The organism is Hoylesella oralis ATCC 33269, from assembly GCF_000185145.2.
GTDB classification, from domain to species: Bacteria; Bacteroidota; Bacteroidia; order Bacteroidales; family Bacteroidaceae; genus Prevotella; species Prevotella phocaeensis.
In genome coordinates this window covers 673,507-690,853 of the sequence record NZ_GL833119.1, presented here as the reverse complement: position 1 = coordinate 690,853, position 17,347 = coordinate 673,507, and the positions used below count along the sequence as shown (strand labels likewise).

The 17,347-nt window shown below is 46.0% G+C and carries 11 protein-coding genes; 4 read left to right on the top strand and 7 right to left on the bottom strand.

Annotation, left to right across the window (positions count from 1 at the left end; all coding sequences use genetic code 11):
* Positions 1 to 192: 192 nt before the first annotated feature.
* Together pnp and HMPREF0663_RS05500 are read right to left on the bottom strand one after the other, a co-directional pair.
* Complete coding sequence (pnp, locus tag HMPREF0663_RS05505) at positions 193 to 2,568, bottom strand: polyribonucleotide nucleotidyltransferase (protein ID WP_004369298.1); 2,376 nt, start codon at positions 2,566 to 2,568, stop codon at positions 193 to 195.
* Between the two features lie 177 nt (positions 2,569 to 2,745).
* Positions 2,746 to 3,273, bottom strand: coding sequence for an LOG family protein (locus HMPREF0663_RS05500; RefSeq protein ID WP_004369297.1), 528 nt, complete (start codon positions 3,271 to 3,273; stop codon positions 2,746 to 2,748).
* A 251-nt stretch (positions 3,274 to 3,524) separates the two neighbouring features.
* On the opposite strand from HMPREF0663_RS05500, the gene HMPREF0663_RS05495 reads away from it, so the two are divergent.
* Together HMPREF0663_RS05495 and HMPREF0663_RS12255 are read left to right on the top strand one after the other, a co-directional pair.
* The gene (locus tag HMPREF0663_RS05495; protein ID WP_004369296.1) at positions 3,525 to 5,405 is read left to right on the top strand and encodes a DEAD/DEAH box helicase; all 1,881 of its coding nucleotides are present in this window, start codon (positions 3,525 to 3,527) and stop codon (positions 5,403 to 5,405) included.
* Between the two features lie 34 nt (positions 5,406 to 5,439).
* Positions 5,440 to 5,562, top strand: a complete 123-nt coding sequence (locus HMPREF0663_RS12255; RefSeq protein WP_004369295.1) for a hypothetical protein — start codon at positions 5,440 to 5,442, stop codon at positions 5,560 to 5,562.
* Between the two features lie 56 nt (positions 5,563 to 5,618).
* Here HMPREF0663_RS12255 and HMPREF0663_RS05490 read toward each other — a convergent pair whose 3' ends face one another.
* From HMPREF0663_RS05490 to HMPREF0663_RS05470, 5 genes are all read right to left on the bottom strand, one after another.
* On the bottom strand, positions 5,619 to 8,015 hold the full coding sequence (locus tag HMPREF0663_RS05490; protein WP_231375170.1) for a TonB-dependent receptor domain-containing protein: 2,397 nt from the start codon (positions 8,013 to 8,015) through the stop codon (positions 5,619 to 5,621).
* A 167-nt stretch (positions 8,016 to 8,182) separates the two neighbouring features.
* The gene (locus tag HMPREF0663_RS05485; RefSeq protein ID WP_004369293.1) at positions 8,183 to 8,752 is read right to left on the bottom strand and encodes a hypothetical protein; all 570 of its coding nucleotides are present in this window, start codon (positions 8,750 to 8,752) and stop codon (positions 8,183 to 8,185) included.
* Between the two features lie 234 nt (positions 8,753 to 8,986).
* Positions 8,987 to 11,107, bottom strand: coding sequence for a S46 family peptidase (locus HMPREF0663_RS05480; protein WP_004369292.1), 2,121 nt, complete (start codon positions 11,105 to 11,107; stop codon positions 8,987 to 8,989).
* A 126-nt stretch (positions 11,108 to 11,233) separates the two neighbouring features.
* Entirely contained in the window at positions 11,234 to 12,727 is a 1,494-nt protein-coding gene (locus HMPREF0663_RS05475) for a polysaccharide biosynthesis C-terminal domain-containing protein (RefSeq protein ID WP_004369291.1), read from the bottom strand.
* Between the two features lie 39 nt (positions 12,728 to 12,766).
* On the bottom strand, positions 12,767 to 13,996 hold the full coding sequence (locus HMPREF0663_RS05470) for a spore maturation protein (protein WP_004369290.1): 1,230 nt from the start codon (positions 13,994 to 13,996) through the stop codon (positions 12,767 to 12,769).
* 476 nt (positions 13,997 to 14,472) lie between these two features.
* Between HMPREF0663_RS05470 and topA the strand changes: the two genes are divergently transcribed.
* Together topA and HMPREF0663_RS05460 are read left to right on the top strand one after the other, a co-directional pair.
* Complete coding sequence (gene topA, locus HMPREF0663_RS05465; protein WP_004369289.1) at positions 14,473 to 16,800, top strand: type I DNA topoisomerase; 2,328 nt, start codon at positions 14,473 to 14,475, stop codon at positions 16,798 to 16,800.
* Positions 16,797 to 17,324, top strand: coding sequence for a shikimate kinase (locus HMPREF0663_RS05460; protein ID WP_004369288.1), 528 nt, complete (start codon positions 16,797 to 16,799; stop codon positions 17,322 to 17,324). The genes topA and HMPREF0663_RS05460 overlap by 4 nt, the downstream gene beginning before the upstream one ends.
* Positions 17,325 to 17,347: the final 23 nt, after the last annotated feature.

Genomic DNA, 17,347 nt, shown 5'->3' with positions numbered 1-17,347 from the left:
TACATATGGGTAAAGGCTGCAAAAGCAGAAAGTTATCAAAATTGTTTGATATTGCTGAGGCGCTTTCTATTTTCGGCAAAGATAGTAAAAAGTATCGATATCGTTCTATTCTTTTAATGTATGCTAACAAAAAATCCCCGTTCCGATAATGTTTCGGAACGGGGATATGATTAATATTCGTTAGTTTCGTGGTTAATCGATATCGTTTCCGTGGTCCAAAGAATCATTGAAATCTTTCGGTTCATCGTTCATCGACGGATCACGATATTCGTCATCACGCTGCCCGAAGCTATTGTTTCGATGCTCGAAACGGCGCGGCTGACGGTCTCCTCCACGACGATCATTGTCGCGATAGTCACCGTTTCCGTCGCGTCGGGGACGCCTTTCATTCCCATTCTCACGGCGCGGACGGCGCTCACGCTCTACATATCCTTCGGGTTTCGGCATAAGCACACGGTGCGAGAGCTTATACTTACCGGTCTTAGGATCGATCTCCATCAGTTTTACCTGTATCTTATCGCCCTCTTTGATGCCCGCTTCTTCAACAGTTTCAAGGCGCTTCCAGTCAATTTCACTAATGTGGAGAAGTCCGTCTTTACCCGGCATAATTTCGACAAAACAGCCATAAGGCATCACCGAACGCACCGTTCCTTCGTACACTTCGCCTACTTCTGGCACAGCTACAATAGACTTTATTTTGGCCAAAGCGGCATCGATAGCGTCTTTATCGGGAGCACTTACCTGTACTTTTCCTACCCCATCGACCTCGTCGATAGTAATAGTAGCACCGGTATCTTCCTGCATTTGCTGGATAATTTTGCCACCCGGGCCTATTACAGCACCGATAAATTCTTTCGGGATCTCGAATGCAACGATGCGAGGTACCTGAGGTTTCAACTCTGTACGCGGTTCCGAAATGGTTTCCATCATCTTTCCGAGGATGTATTCACGGCCGGCTTTCGCCTGCATCAGTGCTTTTTCGAGGATTTCGAAACTCAATCCATCGCACTTGATATCCATCTGTGTGGCTGTCAAACCGTCTTTTGTGCCCGTTGTTTTGAAGTCCATATCGCCCAAGTGATCCTCATCACCGAGGATATCGCTAAGTACTGCGTACTTCTCTTCGCCCGGATTTTTAATCAATCCCATGGCAATACCGCTGACAGGTTTCGCCATCGGCACGCCTGCATCCATCAAAGCGAGAGTTCCGGCGCATACTGTAGCCATAGAAGAAGAACCGTTGCTCTCTAATATCTGGCTTACCAAACGCACCGTATAGGGAAAATCAGCAGGGATTTGTCCCTTGAGTCCGCGCCATGCCAAGTGCCCATGTCCGATTTCTCTACGGCCGACACCGCGCTGAGCCTTAGCTTCTCCCGTTGAAAACGGCGGGAAGTTGTAATGTAACAAGAAGCGTTGATAACCTTTCTCCAGTACATCATCCACAAGCTTCTCGTCCATTTTCGTGCCGAGTGTACATGTAGAAAGCGACATAGTTTCGCCACGTTGGAAGATTGCACTGCCGTGAGGCATCGGCAAAGCACTCACTTCGCACCAGATAGGACGTATCTCATCGGTCTTCCGACCGTCGAGACGTTTGCCCTCATCAAGCACACAACGGCGCATAGCATCACGCATTACATCTTCATAATAGCGTGTTGCTTCGGCATGTTTCTCTTCCAATTCATCGGCAGAGAGGCTCTCTGCATGTGCCGCATCGTATTTCTCAAGGAAATTAGTAATGAGTTCATCGAAAGCATCCTGACGGGCATGCTTATCAAGAGCCTGCTTGGTAATATCGTATGCGGGCTGGTAAAGCTCCTTATTTATTTGCTCTCGCAGTTCTTCATCGTTCACCTCGTGGCAATACTCGCGCTTTACGTCGGTGCCAAATTCTTTAGAAAGTTCCGTTTGAAGGTCGCACATCGGCTTGATGGCATCGGCTGCAACTTTCAAAGCATCAATAAGATCCTGCTCTGAAACCTCATTCATCTCGCCTTCCACCATCATGATATTATCCTTGGTTGCACCAACCATAATGTCCATATCGGCTTCTTTCATCTGCTGAAAAGTCGGATCGACTACATATTCGCCGTTGATACGAGCGATACGTACCTCGGATATCGGACCATCAAATGGGATATCGGAGCACGCCATAGCAGCCGAAGCGGCAAATCCGGCCAAGGCATCGGGCTGATCTACGCCATCTGCCGAAAGCAGCATTACCTGTACGTAGACTTCGGCATGATAGTTTGAAGGAAAAAGCGGACGAAGTGCGCGGTCTACAAGACGCGAAGTAAGGATTTCGCTATCGCTTGCTTTCCCCTCACGCTTAGTAAATCCGCCCGGAAAACGCCCTGCTGCGCTATACTGTTCGCGATAATCAACTTGCAAAGGCATAAAATCTGTTCCGGGAACTGCATCCTTTGCTGCACAAACAGTTGCCAATAACACTGTGTTGCCCATGCGGAGTACCGCAGCGCCATCAGCCTGTTTTGCAACTTTCCCGGTCTCAATGCTGATGGTTCTGCCATCAGGCAATTGAACTGTTTTCGTAATTACGTTCATCTAAAAAATTAAAACTTTATTGTTTTGACTAACATCTTAAAATAATAAGTTGCGCAAAGATACCTAATTTCAAATTAATAAAAGAATAAAAACCGAATAATTTAGTTTTTTTATTTACCGGCGTAACTTGCGGAAAGTACGCGAGATACCCCTATAACAAGTTACGACTGATGCTGTTCAGAGCATGCTCATAATCTCGTCCGCCGAGCTTGCAACACGAATATAATCCGTATAATTCCCGCGTATCATGCCGCGCCGGCGCAAGTCTTCCAGCACAAGAATCAGACCGTCCCAAAAGCCTTTCATATTATAAAGTATCACCCTTTTATGATGATATCCGATAGTATGCGAAGCCGCCACGGTAAATATCTCATCCAATGTACCGATGCCGCCCGGGAGGGCTATTGCCACATCGCACTTAGACAGCATGATTTCCTTTCGATCACTCAAGTTATCGCAGGGAATATCCACGTCTACATAGTCGGAAAGTCGCCCATGTTTTTCAATCATCGACGGTATTACACCGATAGTTCTGCCGCCTGCATCATGCATAGCCTTGGCAACACATTCCATCAGTCCCATGTTGCATCCGCCGAAAACTATGCTGTACCCCTCTTCGGCAAGCCGTTTTCCCAGCTCTTCCGTTAACTTGAAATAGTCGGCATCGATATTGTTATTTGCCGAACAAAATATAGCTATCGTCATTATTTCTTCAATTTTCCATAAACAGTTACCACGTCAAACAGCAGAACAACTGCCGGAGCGAAGGTATAAAAACTTTTCTTTCACACCACAGAGATGCCTTCTTTTTTTATTGCCATTAAGTAATTATAACTAAAAAGCAACAATGCAATCCATTTATTTTCACTACCTTTGCACCCGTTCAAACACAAATGTTGCCGTTATTTGGTGGGGGCAATGGAGGTTTGAACAGGTTTTAATTTATTAATTTTAGTTTGAAAACATTTGAAGAATTGGGCGTTAGCGAAGAGATTCGCCGCGCCATCACCGAATTGGGGTTCGAAACTCCGATGCCGGTTCAGCAAGAAGTAATTCCTTATTTATTGGGTAACGGCAACGATGTAGTAGCTCTCGCACAGACGGGAACAGGAAAGACCGCCGCTTATGGCATTCCCATTCTGCAGAAGATAGACACATCAAAGAAAGAAACACAGGCACTTGTACTAAGTCCTACGCGCGAACTTTGTTTGCAGATTGCCGACGATCTGAACGATTTCAGCAAGTATATCAATGGTTTGCATGTGGTTGCGGTGTACGGAGGCACATCTATAGAGGCGCAAATCCGCACGATCAAGCGCGGTGTACAAATCATCGTGGCCACTCCCGGGCGCCTGATAGACCTGATGCACCGTGGAGTTGCCAAACTCGACTCGGTAGCCAACGTGGTATTGGACGAGGCTGACGAGATGCTGAACATGGGCTTTTCCGAAAGCATCAACGAGATATTCGAGGGAATACCGCAAGATCGGAACACACTGCTCTTCTCGGCTACCATGAGTAAAGAGATCGAAAAGATTGCACAGAACTACCTTCACGATGCAAAAGAGATAGTGGTCGGCAGCCGTAACGAGGGCGCAGAGAGCGTGAACCATATATATTATATGGTGAATGCCAAGGACAAATACCTTGCTTTGAAGCGCATTGTAGACTATTATCCGCATATTTTCGCCATTATATTCTGCCGTACCAAGCGCGAAACACAGGAGATCGCCGACAAATTGATACACGACGGATACAACGCAGAAGCACTGCATGGCGACCTTAGCCAGCAACAACGCGACCTCACGATGCAGAAATTCCGCCAACACATGACGCAGTTTCTCGTGGCAACCGATGTGGCTGCGCGCGGTCTTGACGTGGAAGACCTGACACATGTTATCAATTACGGACTGCCAGACGATATAGAAAGCTATACGCACCGCAGCGGACGTACCGGACGGGCGGGCAAGAAAGGAACGTCGATCTCTATCATTCATACGCGTGAACGTTCTAAAATGCGTGCTATAGAGAAAGTGATAGGCAAGCAATTCGTAGAAGGCGTTATGCCTACAGCTAAGGAGATATGCACCAAGCAGCTCTATAAAACGATGGACGAGATACTGAAAATCGACGTCAACGAGGAGGAAATAGCTCCGTTCATGGCAGACATAAACCGGCATTTCGAATATATCGATAAGGAAGATATCATCAAAAAGATCGTGAGTTTGGAGTTCGGAAAGTTCTTAGCCTATTATGCCGATGCCCCTGAAATAGAGAAACCGTCGACCAAGAAAGGCGGTGAAAGGGCGACAAAAGGCGAAAGACGGGGCACACGCGGTTCGCGTTCGCACAAAGCAGAGGCAGGATACCGCCGGTTGTTCATCAACCTTGGCAAGGCAGACGGCTTCTATCCGGGCGAAATTATGCAATTCGTCAACAAGAATATGCGCGGCCGACAAGAGATAGGGCATATAGACCTGCTCAGTAAATTCTCGTATATCGAGGTTCCCGAAGCCGATGCAAACAAGGTGATGCGTGCACTCAGCGGCACCACTTACAAGGGCCGTGAGGTGCGGTGCAACGATGCAGACGAGAAAGGGCGCGGTGCTGCTGCGGTCAGAGGGCGCAAGCGAAATAATGACAAGGGCGGTTTCGAAAAGTTCGAAAAGCCGTCTAAGCGTAACGGTTCGCGCAGCCGTCGCAGAGAAGAGTTCCAAGAAAGCGGCAAAAAGGACGATTGGAAGCAGTTTTTCCGCCACGACAACACGGAACTGAAAGGCGAGGAGCCCGACTTTTCCGAAGAAGGTTGGGCACGCAGGCGCCCCAAGAAGAAGTAACAAGAAGTACGTTTTATTAAAACAACCGAAACACATGGATTGCGCATTGCCCGTCCATGTGTTTTTCGTATATACCGCCTGCTCTTTACAGATATACGGTCTGTCGATGACAGATATACTATCTAAGGCAGACAGATGGGCAATGCAAGGCGCTTAGATGGGGCATTTGCCGAATATAGATGCAACATCTGTCTGTCCTACGTACAAATCCTTTTATTTATCGACATTACGAGACAGACCGCCAACCACATCGTTATTGTCGATCGTTTTCTCGGTTTTCTTCACCTGCCCCTTCAGTTTACCGATGCGATACGATACGCTGAAAGATACTGTTGCTCCCGGGAAATATGAACAGTTCAACCCTGTATAGTCGCCCTGCGTAGTAAACGTTCGGTAACGAATACGGTTGCCATTAAACACATCCGATGCAATCAACCTTACCGTAAGGCGATCCTCTTTGAGGAAAGAGCGCTGCAAACTGACGCCATGATAGCGGTATCCGTCGTTATAACCATACACCCCGCTAACTTGATGTCCCAATATTCCACCCGCATACACGCCAAGCTGTAGCCCCAATGGCAGTTTCTGTGAAAGATTTGTATACGCTTCACCGTACCATTTATGCATGGTAAGGCCCTCGTTCGGGTTGTTGTTATACAGATAGTTCAGCGAACTGTTGAGCATCAGCGTGGTGGTTTTCGTTGCTTGCCAGCGGGTGTAGAACGAAAGAGCGGCCTTGCGGTAGCGCAAAATGTTGCCGTATGTGTGATACACAACATCGTCTTTGGCGAACCTCATAGAAGATATACGGTTGTCGGCAAACTCGTAAAAGGGGTTCAGATGCCACGTTATCTTCGGGCCGATATGCATAAAAGTGACGCCGAAAGAGGTGTTTCGCGAACTCGAAAGGTCGCTGTTGCCATACGATACATAGGTGGGAGTGCTGACAACCGCCGGATTAAGATAAGATATACCCGGGCGGTTGATGCTCGTGGCATAGCTTACTTTCAGACTGTTAGCCGCACTTATGCGGTACGTAATGCTGGCCGAAGGCACCCAGTCGTTCAAATCACGGTGAAAATCCGTACCTGTGCCATCGGGATAACGGGCATCCAAATAACTGTATTCATAGCGCAAGCCTGCACGAGCCGACCATTTGTCTTTAGTAAACATATACGATAGATAGGCTGCAGCTACCTGCGTGTTATGGTCGAAACGCCGGTCGACGTTATTGGCAGTGCCGTTGTAGACAAGCATAGTATGGCTCTTGTTCAGTCGGCATATGTACTTACCCCCCATCTCTATCTTATGAAACTTAGAGACAGGTCGCACATAGTCGGCCTGCAACGTGTGTTCGTAGAATCTTTCCCTACTGTTTTGTGCATATCCGCTATAACTCACCGGCATATTGATCATATCGCTGTAGGCGGTATTCGAGCTTGTTGTTTGCTTCGTGGTGGAGAGCATGTAAGAGAAAGTGAACACTTCGTCTTTAAGATGTGTGCGGTGTTCGTAGTCGAAGCGGCCGTTCCAATTGGCAAAGCTGTAGCCCGGAGAGCGGTAATCGCTTGCATATCTATAAAGCAGACGGCCGTCTGCGCCGGTCATCGATGTGTTTGAAGTGCGGTTCAGATCGAAAGTATAACCGTAACCGTCGGCAGACAGCGTCATCAGGTTGAGCGAATCGATATCGTAGCTGGCCATAACGCTTGCAAAATGCACATTGCCTGCGTTCGTTCCTTGCGAGTTTACGGCAAGCGTATTGCCCGTATTCTTGAATTGTTGCGTATTTTCGGACTCGGTTCGTGTCTGTTCTTTGCTCTGTCGGGAGAAAGTGTAATCCACCGACACCACGAGTTTACCGATCTGGGCAGCAAGATATGTGCTTGCCATAGCGCCTTTCCGTGAGGAACTCCTTGCCGTAACAGTGGCGGTAACACCTTTGATTTGGCTGTTTTCTTTCATCACAATGTTGAGTATGGCTGTAGCTCCTTCGGCGTCGTATTTGGCACCCGGCTCGGTAATCACCTCTATGCGTTTGATCATGTTGGCAGGTATAGCTTTCAAAACCTCCTTGGGATTGGTAGACAGACTGGCATCCGGATGACCGTTCTTATAGATTTTAAAGGTGCTGCTTCCCTTTACGGTGATGTTATCCTGCCCGTCTACCGCCACCAGAGGCACCTTGCGCAACATTTCCATCACGGTTACGGTTGCGGCATCGGGATCTTTTTCCACGGCATAAGATAGTTTGTCGGCCTCTTGTTTGATGAGTTGTTGTTGAGAAATCACTTCAACTTCACCCAATGTTTTTACTTCGCTCTTCAAAATAATGTTGCCCATAACGGTGCTGTCGCATGCCACTATTTTAGTTTGATAGCCCACACACGAAATTTTGAGGAACTTTGCACCGGCGGTTTTCAATATGCGAAACACTCCTCGTACATCGGTCTTTGCGCCTGAAACGAACGAAGAATCGGCACGAAGCAGCGATATGTTGGCAAAAGACACGGGGGATAACTTCTCATTTACCACCGTTCCGGTGATGTTTTGGGCCCATATACGCGTTACAAGGAGCAACATCATGGAAAGCAGAAAGAATTTTTTCATAAAGTTCTTGTTTACTATATGAGACATAGATGGAACCGATATTATTTCAAAAAAGAAGAAACATTATTTTCATGAAGTCGACATACGGCCCTTAGTAAATGTACTCGGTTTTTACAGGGTACTACTATATAAACACCCGAAAGATTGTTTTGTGACATTCAGTCATGCTATTTTTTACAACAAAGCGATTTTATCGGAGTTTTCTCGGGTGTTTCTATTTGCCACCGGTCTATCATGCGAAACAAACGCGCAATGTGGTTTTGATAGCTTTCCGGGTAATAGAGAGCATATACATGCCACAGAGTATTTTTCAATATATGCTTTTCGTGGTATCTGTACCCCTCGTACAGGCGGCCGGAAATAATGAAAGAACTGCCGTGCAGGCGCAGCTTATCGGCCTTTTTCCGTTGGGCCACATGTTTTGCATAGGCTTTCACGCTCACTCTTTCAATGGGTTTGGCTACATGATATTCGAGCACTATATTCGCCCAATCGGCCCGATAACAGAACTGCGCACAGCCTGCGTAGTCGATCAGCGAGTCGGGTTGAACGGTAAAGAAACTCGGATATTGTACACTGAAGTCGAAATCATCGTTGTTATAAGTAAGCAAATATGCCCTGTTAAGGCGTTCTTCGAACCTCACTTCAGGAGGTCTGTCGTCTATACACGGGCAAAGCGTATCTACAAAAAACGCTGCCAAAATAAAGAAAACAAACAGAATGAGAAGTCGACGCATACCGTTTACTAATAAAAGATTTATTTGCAAAGTTAGTAAAATAACACGCTATTATCTGCAAATAAATGCCGACATTTGTCTGACATTGTATATTCAGTCATATTTTCTTGCGATTTCAACCCTCCTTCCCAAGGCTACGATGCCCGATAAACGGCATAACAGCAAAGGCAAGTTTGCGTCTCCAAGCGGATTGCAAACTTGCCTTTACTGTTTTATTGCGTGCGAATGTGTATCTTATTTCGCGTCGATTTCTTTCAAAAGCCTGTCGGCATGCCCCCATTTATCCATCATGAAGAGCACATAGCGAATGTCTACACCGATGCAACGTGCAAGACGTTTGTCGAAATTAATATCGCTCGAAAGGCTGTCCCAGTTACCATCAAAGGCCAAACCTATTAGGTTTCCGTATCCATCGAACATGGGAGAACCGCTGTTTCCGCCCGTAATGTCGTTATTGGTAAGAAAACATAGCTGCATCTTACCACTCGTCTTGTCCTGATAGGGACCGAAATTTTTAGCCGATAACAGCTTTTTCATGATCGGTTCAGCTTGATATTCATAGATTTCATTGCCCCTATTCATCTTTTCGACAATACTTTCAGCAGTGGTATAATAGCCGGACGGTTTGCCTCCGAGGCTGAAACCGCCCACTTGTCCATAACTCAAACGCATGGTAAAGTTGGCATCCGAGTAATGCGGAAGGTCTTCTTCCATGCGCAGTTTGGCTGCACAAAGATATTTTTCCTGCTCATTAATGCTGTCGGACACACTGTTAAGTATTCCTGCATGCTCGCTCATGAAGTCGAGCAGATCAAGACTATACTGCACGCCCGGATCTTTTTTGTAGCTTTTCTTGTTGATGTAAATGCGCTCACCGCTCTTCATGAGGAAAGAATTCTCATAAAGAAAGTCCACAAACTTGGCATAATCGCCGCCGAATTTAATTTCGATGTCCTTGTAAAATGCCGGTAAATCCTTTGCTGCAACATGCTCCTTGTAATTCTTGAGCAAGGTTGCAAGCACCTCTTTGTCAAGAGATGCATCCCATTCATCGCTATTGTCTTTGAAAACGATGTACTGTTTCTTAGGCTTATCTTTCGGACCTTCCACCGGTATCTGCAGCAACTTCATGGCACGGGTGGTAAACTCGTTGGTACGAATGAACGTTTCACGCCAATACATATAGGTGCGCAATGCGTCGAAACGCTTGTTGTAAAGCCGCTGCATCTTATTGAAATCGAGCTTACCTCTCAAAAAACCGGTCTTATCCTGCCATTCCCGTATACGCCGTTCGTACTCCTGTTTTTGGTTGATGATACCTATAGAGTCGATACATTTGTTCATACCGATGGAATTCTTCCAGTAATTGGCGCTTTGAGCATACTTCGAGTCGTACTTGATACGCACTGCTTCGTCGGCACGCATATACTTTTGCATCACTGCCTGCTTCACTCCACGCACTTGGGCACGCGGTATATTCTCGGCATCTCGCATTTCACGGATGCCATACGATGAAAGATAGCGGCTCGTAGAGCCCGGATAACCCATCGTCATGGCGAAATCGCCGTCTTTGTAACCCTGCATACTCACCTTAGCCCAATGCTTCGGATGATACGGAACGTTGTCCTTGCTGTACGAGGCAGGCCCGTTAGTCTTGGGATTTGCGTAAATACGGAACACAGAGAAGTCGCATGTCTGGCGCGGCCACATCCAGTTATCGGTCTCTCCGCCAAACTTACCCATCGATTTTGGTACGGCAAAGACCAGTCTAAGGTCGGTAAAGTCCTGATAGGTGGTGGCATAATACTTGTTACCTTCGTAAAAAGCGCCGATATCCACATGAAGTGTCGAGTCTATACGCTTCACCGAATCGGTCAACAGGCGCTGCAGAGAATCGATAAGCACCTCCTTTTGAGCTTTCGTTTTATAGTCGAAACCCATTCGTTGCAAACGGGGAGTGACGTCTTTTTGATCGATCATGAACGACACGAACATATTCTTATTGGGCAATTCTTCCTCATAACTCTTGGCACAGAAGCCGTTCAGCATGTAATCATGTTCCACTGTGGAATGACTTCTGATAGCTTCAAACCCGCAATGATGGTTGGTGAACACCAGTCCGTCGGGCGAAACGACCACTCCGGAGCAATATCCGGAGAAGTTAACCACTGCATTTTTTATGGCATTCTGCCCATAATAAAGATCGTTGTAAGGCAGCTGAAAGCCTTCGGCCCGCATCTGTTCATACACGGCCTGTGGCAGATTGTAGAGCGTCCACATACCTTCGTCGGCTTTTAACGATGAAGGTATAAGCAGATAAAATGCCATCAACAACGGTAAAAGAATTTTCTTCATACTTTTATTTAATTGTTATTTATTATTCAACAGAACTGTCTCATCGTCCTAAACTACACGGACTTTCTTGTCATCAATCAGTTTCATCGCCTCTTTCTTTGTCATATAATTATCGGTATTAGCATTTTATTTCCCGAAAAACTTACCCACTACGGGCAGAGTTTTCAGTGGGAAGTCTTTTTTGACCATGTATGCGAGGAAGATAAGCACCAGCAATGTGTTGACCGGCAGCGATGCCCATGTGGGGAGAACTGTATTGGAAACGATAATACCGACGAACAATATCAATGTCAAAAGCAGGTAAATACCAATCTCTTTCAATGGATATTTAATGGGATAATAGCGCTGTCCGACGAAATAGGATGTAAGCATGGAAACCCCGTAAGCGGCAAATCCCGCCCATGCACATGCCATGTAGCTGAAACGGGGAATAAGCAAAACATCGGTAAGAATAAGCACTATGCAGCCTAACCCCGAGAAATAAGCCCCCCAAATGGTCCTATCGGTAAGTTTGTACCAAAAAGAAAGATTGAAATACACGCCGAACATAATCTCTGCCCCCATCACAATGGGCACTACTTTCAGCCCTTCCCAATAGTCGGGAGCTACGACAAACCGCAATATATCCATGTATGCCATGACCAAGAGGAATGCCAAAAACGTGAAAATCAGGTAATATTTCATCACTTTAGCATAGGCCTCCTTGTTGTTTTTGTCCTTCGTCTTGCCGAAGACAAACGGTTCGTAAGCGTAACGGAATGCCTGTGTGATCATTACCATTATCATCGCGATCTTGATGCAGCTGCCATAAATACCGAGTTGTATATTGCCTTCGTGACTCGATCCGCTGAAGAAGTACGGAAAAAGGATGGGCGAAGCGCTCTGATTAAGCTGTCCTGCCAAGCCCAGAATGAGCATCGGCCATGTATAGCCAAGCATTTTTTTGCAAATATCCTTACTGAACCCGAACCTTATACCACTCATTTCTTTCCAAAGCATGAGCAAGGTAGCCAGCGAACATATCAAATTTATATAAAACACGAACGCCACATTCAAATGAAATTCGCTGTCGTAAATTCCGAAAAGATTTATCTTCAGTGCCGGAAGAACAATCAGATAGAGAATATTAAGCACAATGTTCATGCCGATATTGATTATCTTGAGCATTGCAAACTTAACGGGGCGATGCTCATATCTAAGGTAATCGAACATGATAGCCGTCCATGCGTCGACAGCAATGCACACGCCCATCGTACCCACAAATTCGGGATGGTCTCCATACCCCATCACTGTGGAAATGGGATGAAGGAATATCAATACAGATACGGCAAACACCAAAGCCACAAATCCCACCATCCTGAGCGTGGTGGAATACACTTTCTGTGCATCCATACCGGGCTTGTTGGCAAAACGGAAGAACGTTGTTTCCATGCCATACGTCAGAATGATGAGCAATATGGCTATATAACTGTAAATATTGGTAATAATTCCATACTGCCCGCCCTCGGCAGCAAACTTGAACGTTTGTATCGGAACAAGCAGATAGTTTACGAACTTTCCCGCGATACTGCTCAATCCATAAATGGCAGTATCTTTTGCCAATGACTTTAAATTCCCCATACTTTTTATTTTTTCTACCTTCCTACCTCTTTACCTTTCCTAAAAGAACATGTATGCAATGGCTATTGCAGCGACCGTACCTGCAAGGTCAGCAAGCAAACCGCACGCAACTGCGTGGCGTGTGTACTTGATACTTACGCTGCCGAAGTACACGGCAAGGATATAAAATGTAGTATCTGTAGAGCCTTGGAAGATACAACTCAGCCGACCGACAAACGAATCGGCGCCGTAAGTCGTCATAGCATCGATCATCATACCACGTGAACCCGAACCCGAAAGAGGTTTCATAAGGGCAGTAGGCAGTGCCCCTACGAAGTCTGTATTGCCGCCACAGGCATTTACAACCCATGCCACGCCGTCGACAAGCATTTCCATAGCGCCCGAAGCACGAAAAACTGCGATGCCTACAAGTATGGCCACAAGGTAGGGAATGATGCGCACGGCAGTAGTAAAACCGTCTTTCGCACCTTCTATAAACGCCTCGTATACATTAATCTTCTTCCTTACGCCGGCAAGAATAAAAGCCGTTATAATCGTCATGAGCAAGATATTGGCCACACTGGTACTCACCACGTTCATCGTATCTTTATCTAACTGTCCGAACCCATAGATAATCAATGCCACCACAGCGAGCATTCCACCGAGTGTAGAGAGCATCACTCGGTTCAACAGATTGATTTTCTGATAAATCGAAGTAATGATAATACCGGCCAAGGTTGAGAAAAAAGTAGCGAGAAGTATAGGGATAAACACATCTGTAGGCTGCGCCGCATGCAATTGGGCCCTATATACCATGATGCTGATAGGGATGAGTGTCAGCCCCGAAGTATTCAACACAAGAAACATAATCATGGGGTTGGTGGCCGTATCTTTCTTGGGATTCAGCTCTTGGAGCTGCTCCATAGCTTTCAACCCCAACGGTGTAGCGGCATTATCCAGCCCGAGCATGTTGGCTGCAATGTTCATAAAGATGCTTCCGGTTACGGGATGTCCTTTCGGAATGTCGGGAAAAAGCCTCGAAAACACAGGACTCAACAGGCGTGCCATAGCATTCACGATGCCGCCTTTCTCGCCTATTTTCATAACACCGAGCCAGAATGCCAGCACTCCGGTAAGCCCCAAAGAGATTTCGAATGCTGTTTTAGAAGACTCAAATACAGAATTCATCATGGCCGGAAACACCGTTGTGTCGCCCATAACGGTCAGTTTCACCAAAGCAATCACGAAGGCTATAATGAAAAAAGCTATCCAAATGTAATTGAGTACCATTGTTCTGCAAAAGTAAAACTTTTTATTCGTTATGCAAAGAGATGCATAAAAATATTCGTTCCTTATAGGTTTTTGTGCATTACACCGCTCATGTATCGCAATTAAACGAAACTCCTATCATAATTAAATAGTGCAAATAATCTTCATCATCTATCGCCTTGTGCTATATACGATTTACATACGGCAGTTTTCCACATCGCTTTTTCCATCATATTATTGTCATACCATCATACTGAAATCAGTTGTACTTTATTGATATGTAGCATTTTATATGGCAGATAACAGATAACATTAAAACTGTATATTCTTATTTTTTTATTCTTTATACACCTGATTATCGAAATTGTTTTCTTTGTATGTATTATTTGCTTATCGCCTCTTATTCCTTAAAAAAGTTGAAATTTTTACTATATAATAAGGTGAAAGCGAAAGTTTTGTTTATTTTTGCGCCCTAAATAAATGTACATTACGAAGCTATGCAAGAGAATTTAGTAATTGTAGAGAGTCCCGCCAAGGCTAAAACCATAGAAAAATTCTTGGGTAAAGACTACAAAGTGATGTCCTCGTACGGGCACATCCGTGATCTTAAAAAGAAAGAACTAAGCATCGACACCAAGACGCTTGAACCGGATTACGAGATACCTGAGGAGAAAAAGAAACTTGTAAATGAGCTTAAAAAGAATGCCAAAAGCGCCCGAAAGATATGGCTTGCCTCCGATGAAGACCGCGAGGGTGAAGCTATTTCGTGGCACCTGTGCGAGGTACTCGGATTGGATGAGGAGAAAACAAGCCGCATCGTATTCCACGAAATTACCAAGCCGGCCATCCTCGAAGCCATACAAAAGCCCCGCCATCTTAACATGAATCTCGTGAATGCACAGCAGGCACGCCGTGTACTCGACCGCATTGTGGGCTTTAAACTGTCGCCGGTGCTTTGGCGAAAGGTAAAGCCGGCACTCTCGGCCGGACGTGTACAAAGCGTAGCCGTAAGGCTTATCGTGGAAAGAGAGAGAGAGATACAGGCTTTCAAGACCGAATCGTACTATCGGGTGAATGGTATATTTGCGATAACCAATGCAGATGGTTCCGCTTCAGAGGTAAAAGCCGAGCTCGATAAGCGCTTTCGTAGCCACGAGGAGGCCGTTGCATTCCTCGAAAAGTGCAAAGATGCGCAGTTTACTGTAGCATCTATCGCTAAAAAACCGCTAAAACGTATGCCGGCACCGCCCTTTACAACGTCTACACTCCAACAAGAAGCCGCCCGCAAACTTGGCTTCACGGTTTCGCAGACCATGATGGTAGCACAGCATCTTTACGAGAACGGTCGTATTACTTATATGCGTACCGACAGCGTAAACCTGTCTTCGTTAGCATTGAACACAAGCAAGGAAGAGATTACACGGCTTTATGGCGCCGAATATAGCCATCCCCGTAACTATCATACCCGCGCAAAAGGGGCGCAAGAGGCACACGAAGCTATCCGTCCTACCTATATGAGCGAGATTTCGATAGAAGGAACAGCACAGGAACGTCGCCTCTATGAACTTATTTGGAAGCGTACGGCAGCCTCGCAGATGACCGATGCAGAGATCGAGAAGACTACGGTTACCATCGATGTGAGCGGCGCCGACGAGAAGTTTATTGCCAATGGAGAGGTGACGGTGTTCGACGGTTTCTTGAAAGTATACCGCGAATCGACCGACGAAGATGATAATAATCCGCAAGACGACTTTAGTCATATGTTGCCTAAACTGACAAAAGGCGATTGCCTCAACCGTCGTGAAATCATTTCAACCCAACGCTTTTCACAAGGTCCTATACGCTATACCGAAGCCAGTTTGGTACATAAATTGGAAGAACTCGGTATAGGCCGTCCGTCTACATATGCTCCTACGATCAGCACTATCCAACAAAGAGAATATGTACAGAAAGGCGACAAGAAAGGCGAGGAGCGTGCTTATACCATCGATTCGCTCAAAGGAACGAAGATAACCACGCGCAACAAAAAGGAAATGGCGGGCAATGAAAAGGGAAAACTCTTGCCTACGGATATAGGAACCGTGGTGAACGACTTTCTTATAAAGAACTTTCCGGAGATTATGGACTATAATTTTACGGCGAATGTAGAGGAAAAATTCGACCGTATAGCCGAAGGCAAAACCGAATGGAAGGCCATGATGAAGAGCTTCGATAAAGATTTCGAGCCTGTTGTAGATAAGGTGATGAACTCGCGTAGCGAGCATAAAGCGGGCGAACGTCTGCTTGGCACCGATCCCGCAAGCGGCAAACCTGTGTTCGTGAAGATAGGCAGATTCGGGCCGGTGGTACAGATAGGCTCGGCTGATGATAATGATAAGCCACGCTTCTCGCAACTCCCATCTGATAAGAGTATGGAATCCATAACGCTCGAAGAGGCGTTGGAATTGTTTAAACTGCCCCGTACCATAGGCGAATTTGAGGGAACTCCTGTTGTTATCGGTGCCGGTCGGTTCGGCCCTTATATACTCCATAATAAAAAATATGTATCGCTTCCGAAACACGAAGATCCCTTAAGCGTGGGCTATGAAACGGCAGTGGCGCTGATAGAGGAAAAACGTAAGCAGGAAAAGGCACGTCACATCAAGACTTTCAGCGAGGATACGAAGATGGAAGTGCTCAATGGTCGCTATGGCCCATATATCGCCTACAACGGACAGAATTACCGTTTGCCGAAAGCATTGCATACCAAAGCGGACGAACTTACTTACGAACAATGTAAAGAAATCGTAGACACAACATCGGTAAAGGCGCCGAAACGCAAATGAAGAGAATAATCATCATTGGCTATATGGGTTCGGGTAAGACGACTGTAGGCAGGGCATTAGCCAAGGAGTTGAAACTAACGTTCTATGATCTTGATTGGTATATCGAGAGCAGAATGCGCAAAACGGTGAAACAACTTTTCGATGAAATGGGCGAAGAGGGCTTCAGAAAGATAGAACATAATATGCTCCATGAAGTCGCGGAGTTCGAAGATACGGTAATAAGTTGCGGAGGCGGTACACCTTGTTTCTTCGATAATATGGACTACATGAATCGTCAAGGCGAGACGGTTTACCTTAAGGCTACGCCTGAAGTGCTGTATGGTCATCTGAAGATGGGCAAGACGGTGCGCCCTCTTTTGCTCGACAAGACAGGCGAAGAAGTGCAGGAGTTCATAAAAGAACAGCTTGCAAGGCGCGAAAACCATTATGCTAAGGCAAAACATACGCTCGATGTTAACCTCATGGATAACTACGAAAAGATCAAACTTTCGGTAAGTGGGGTTAAAGAGTTACTCAGATTATAATAATAGAACTTGTAATTTTTTAT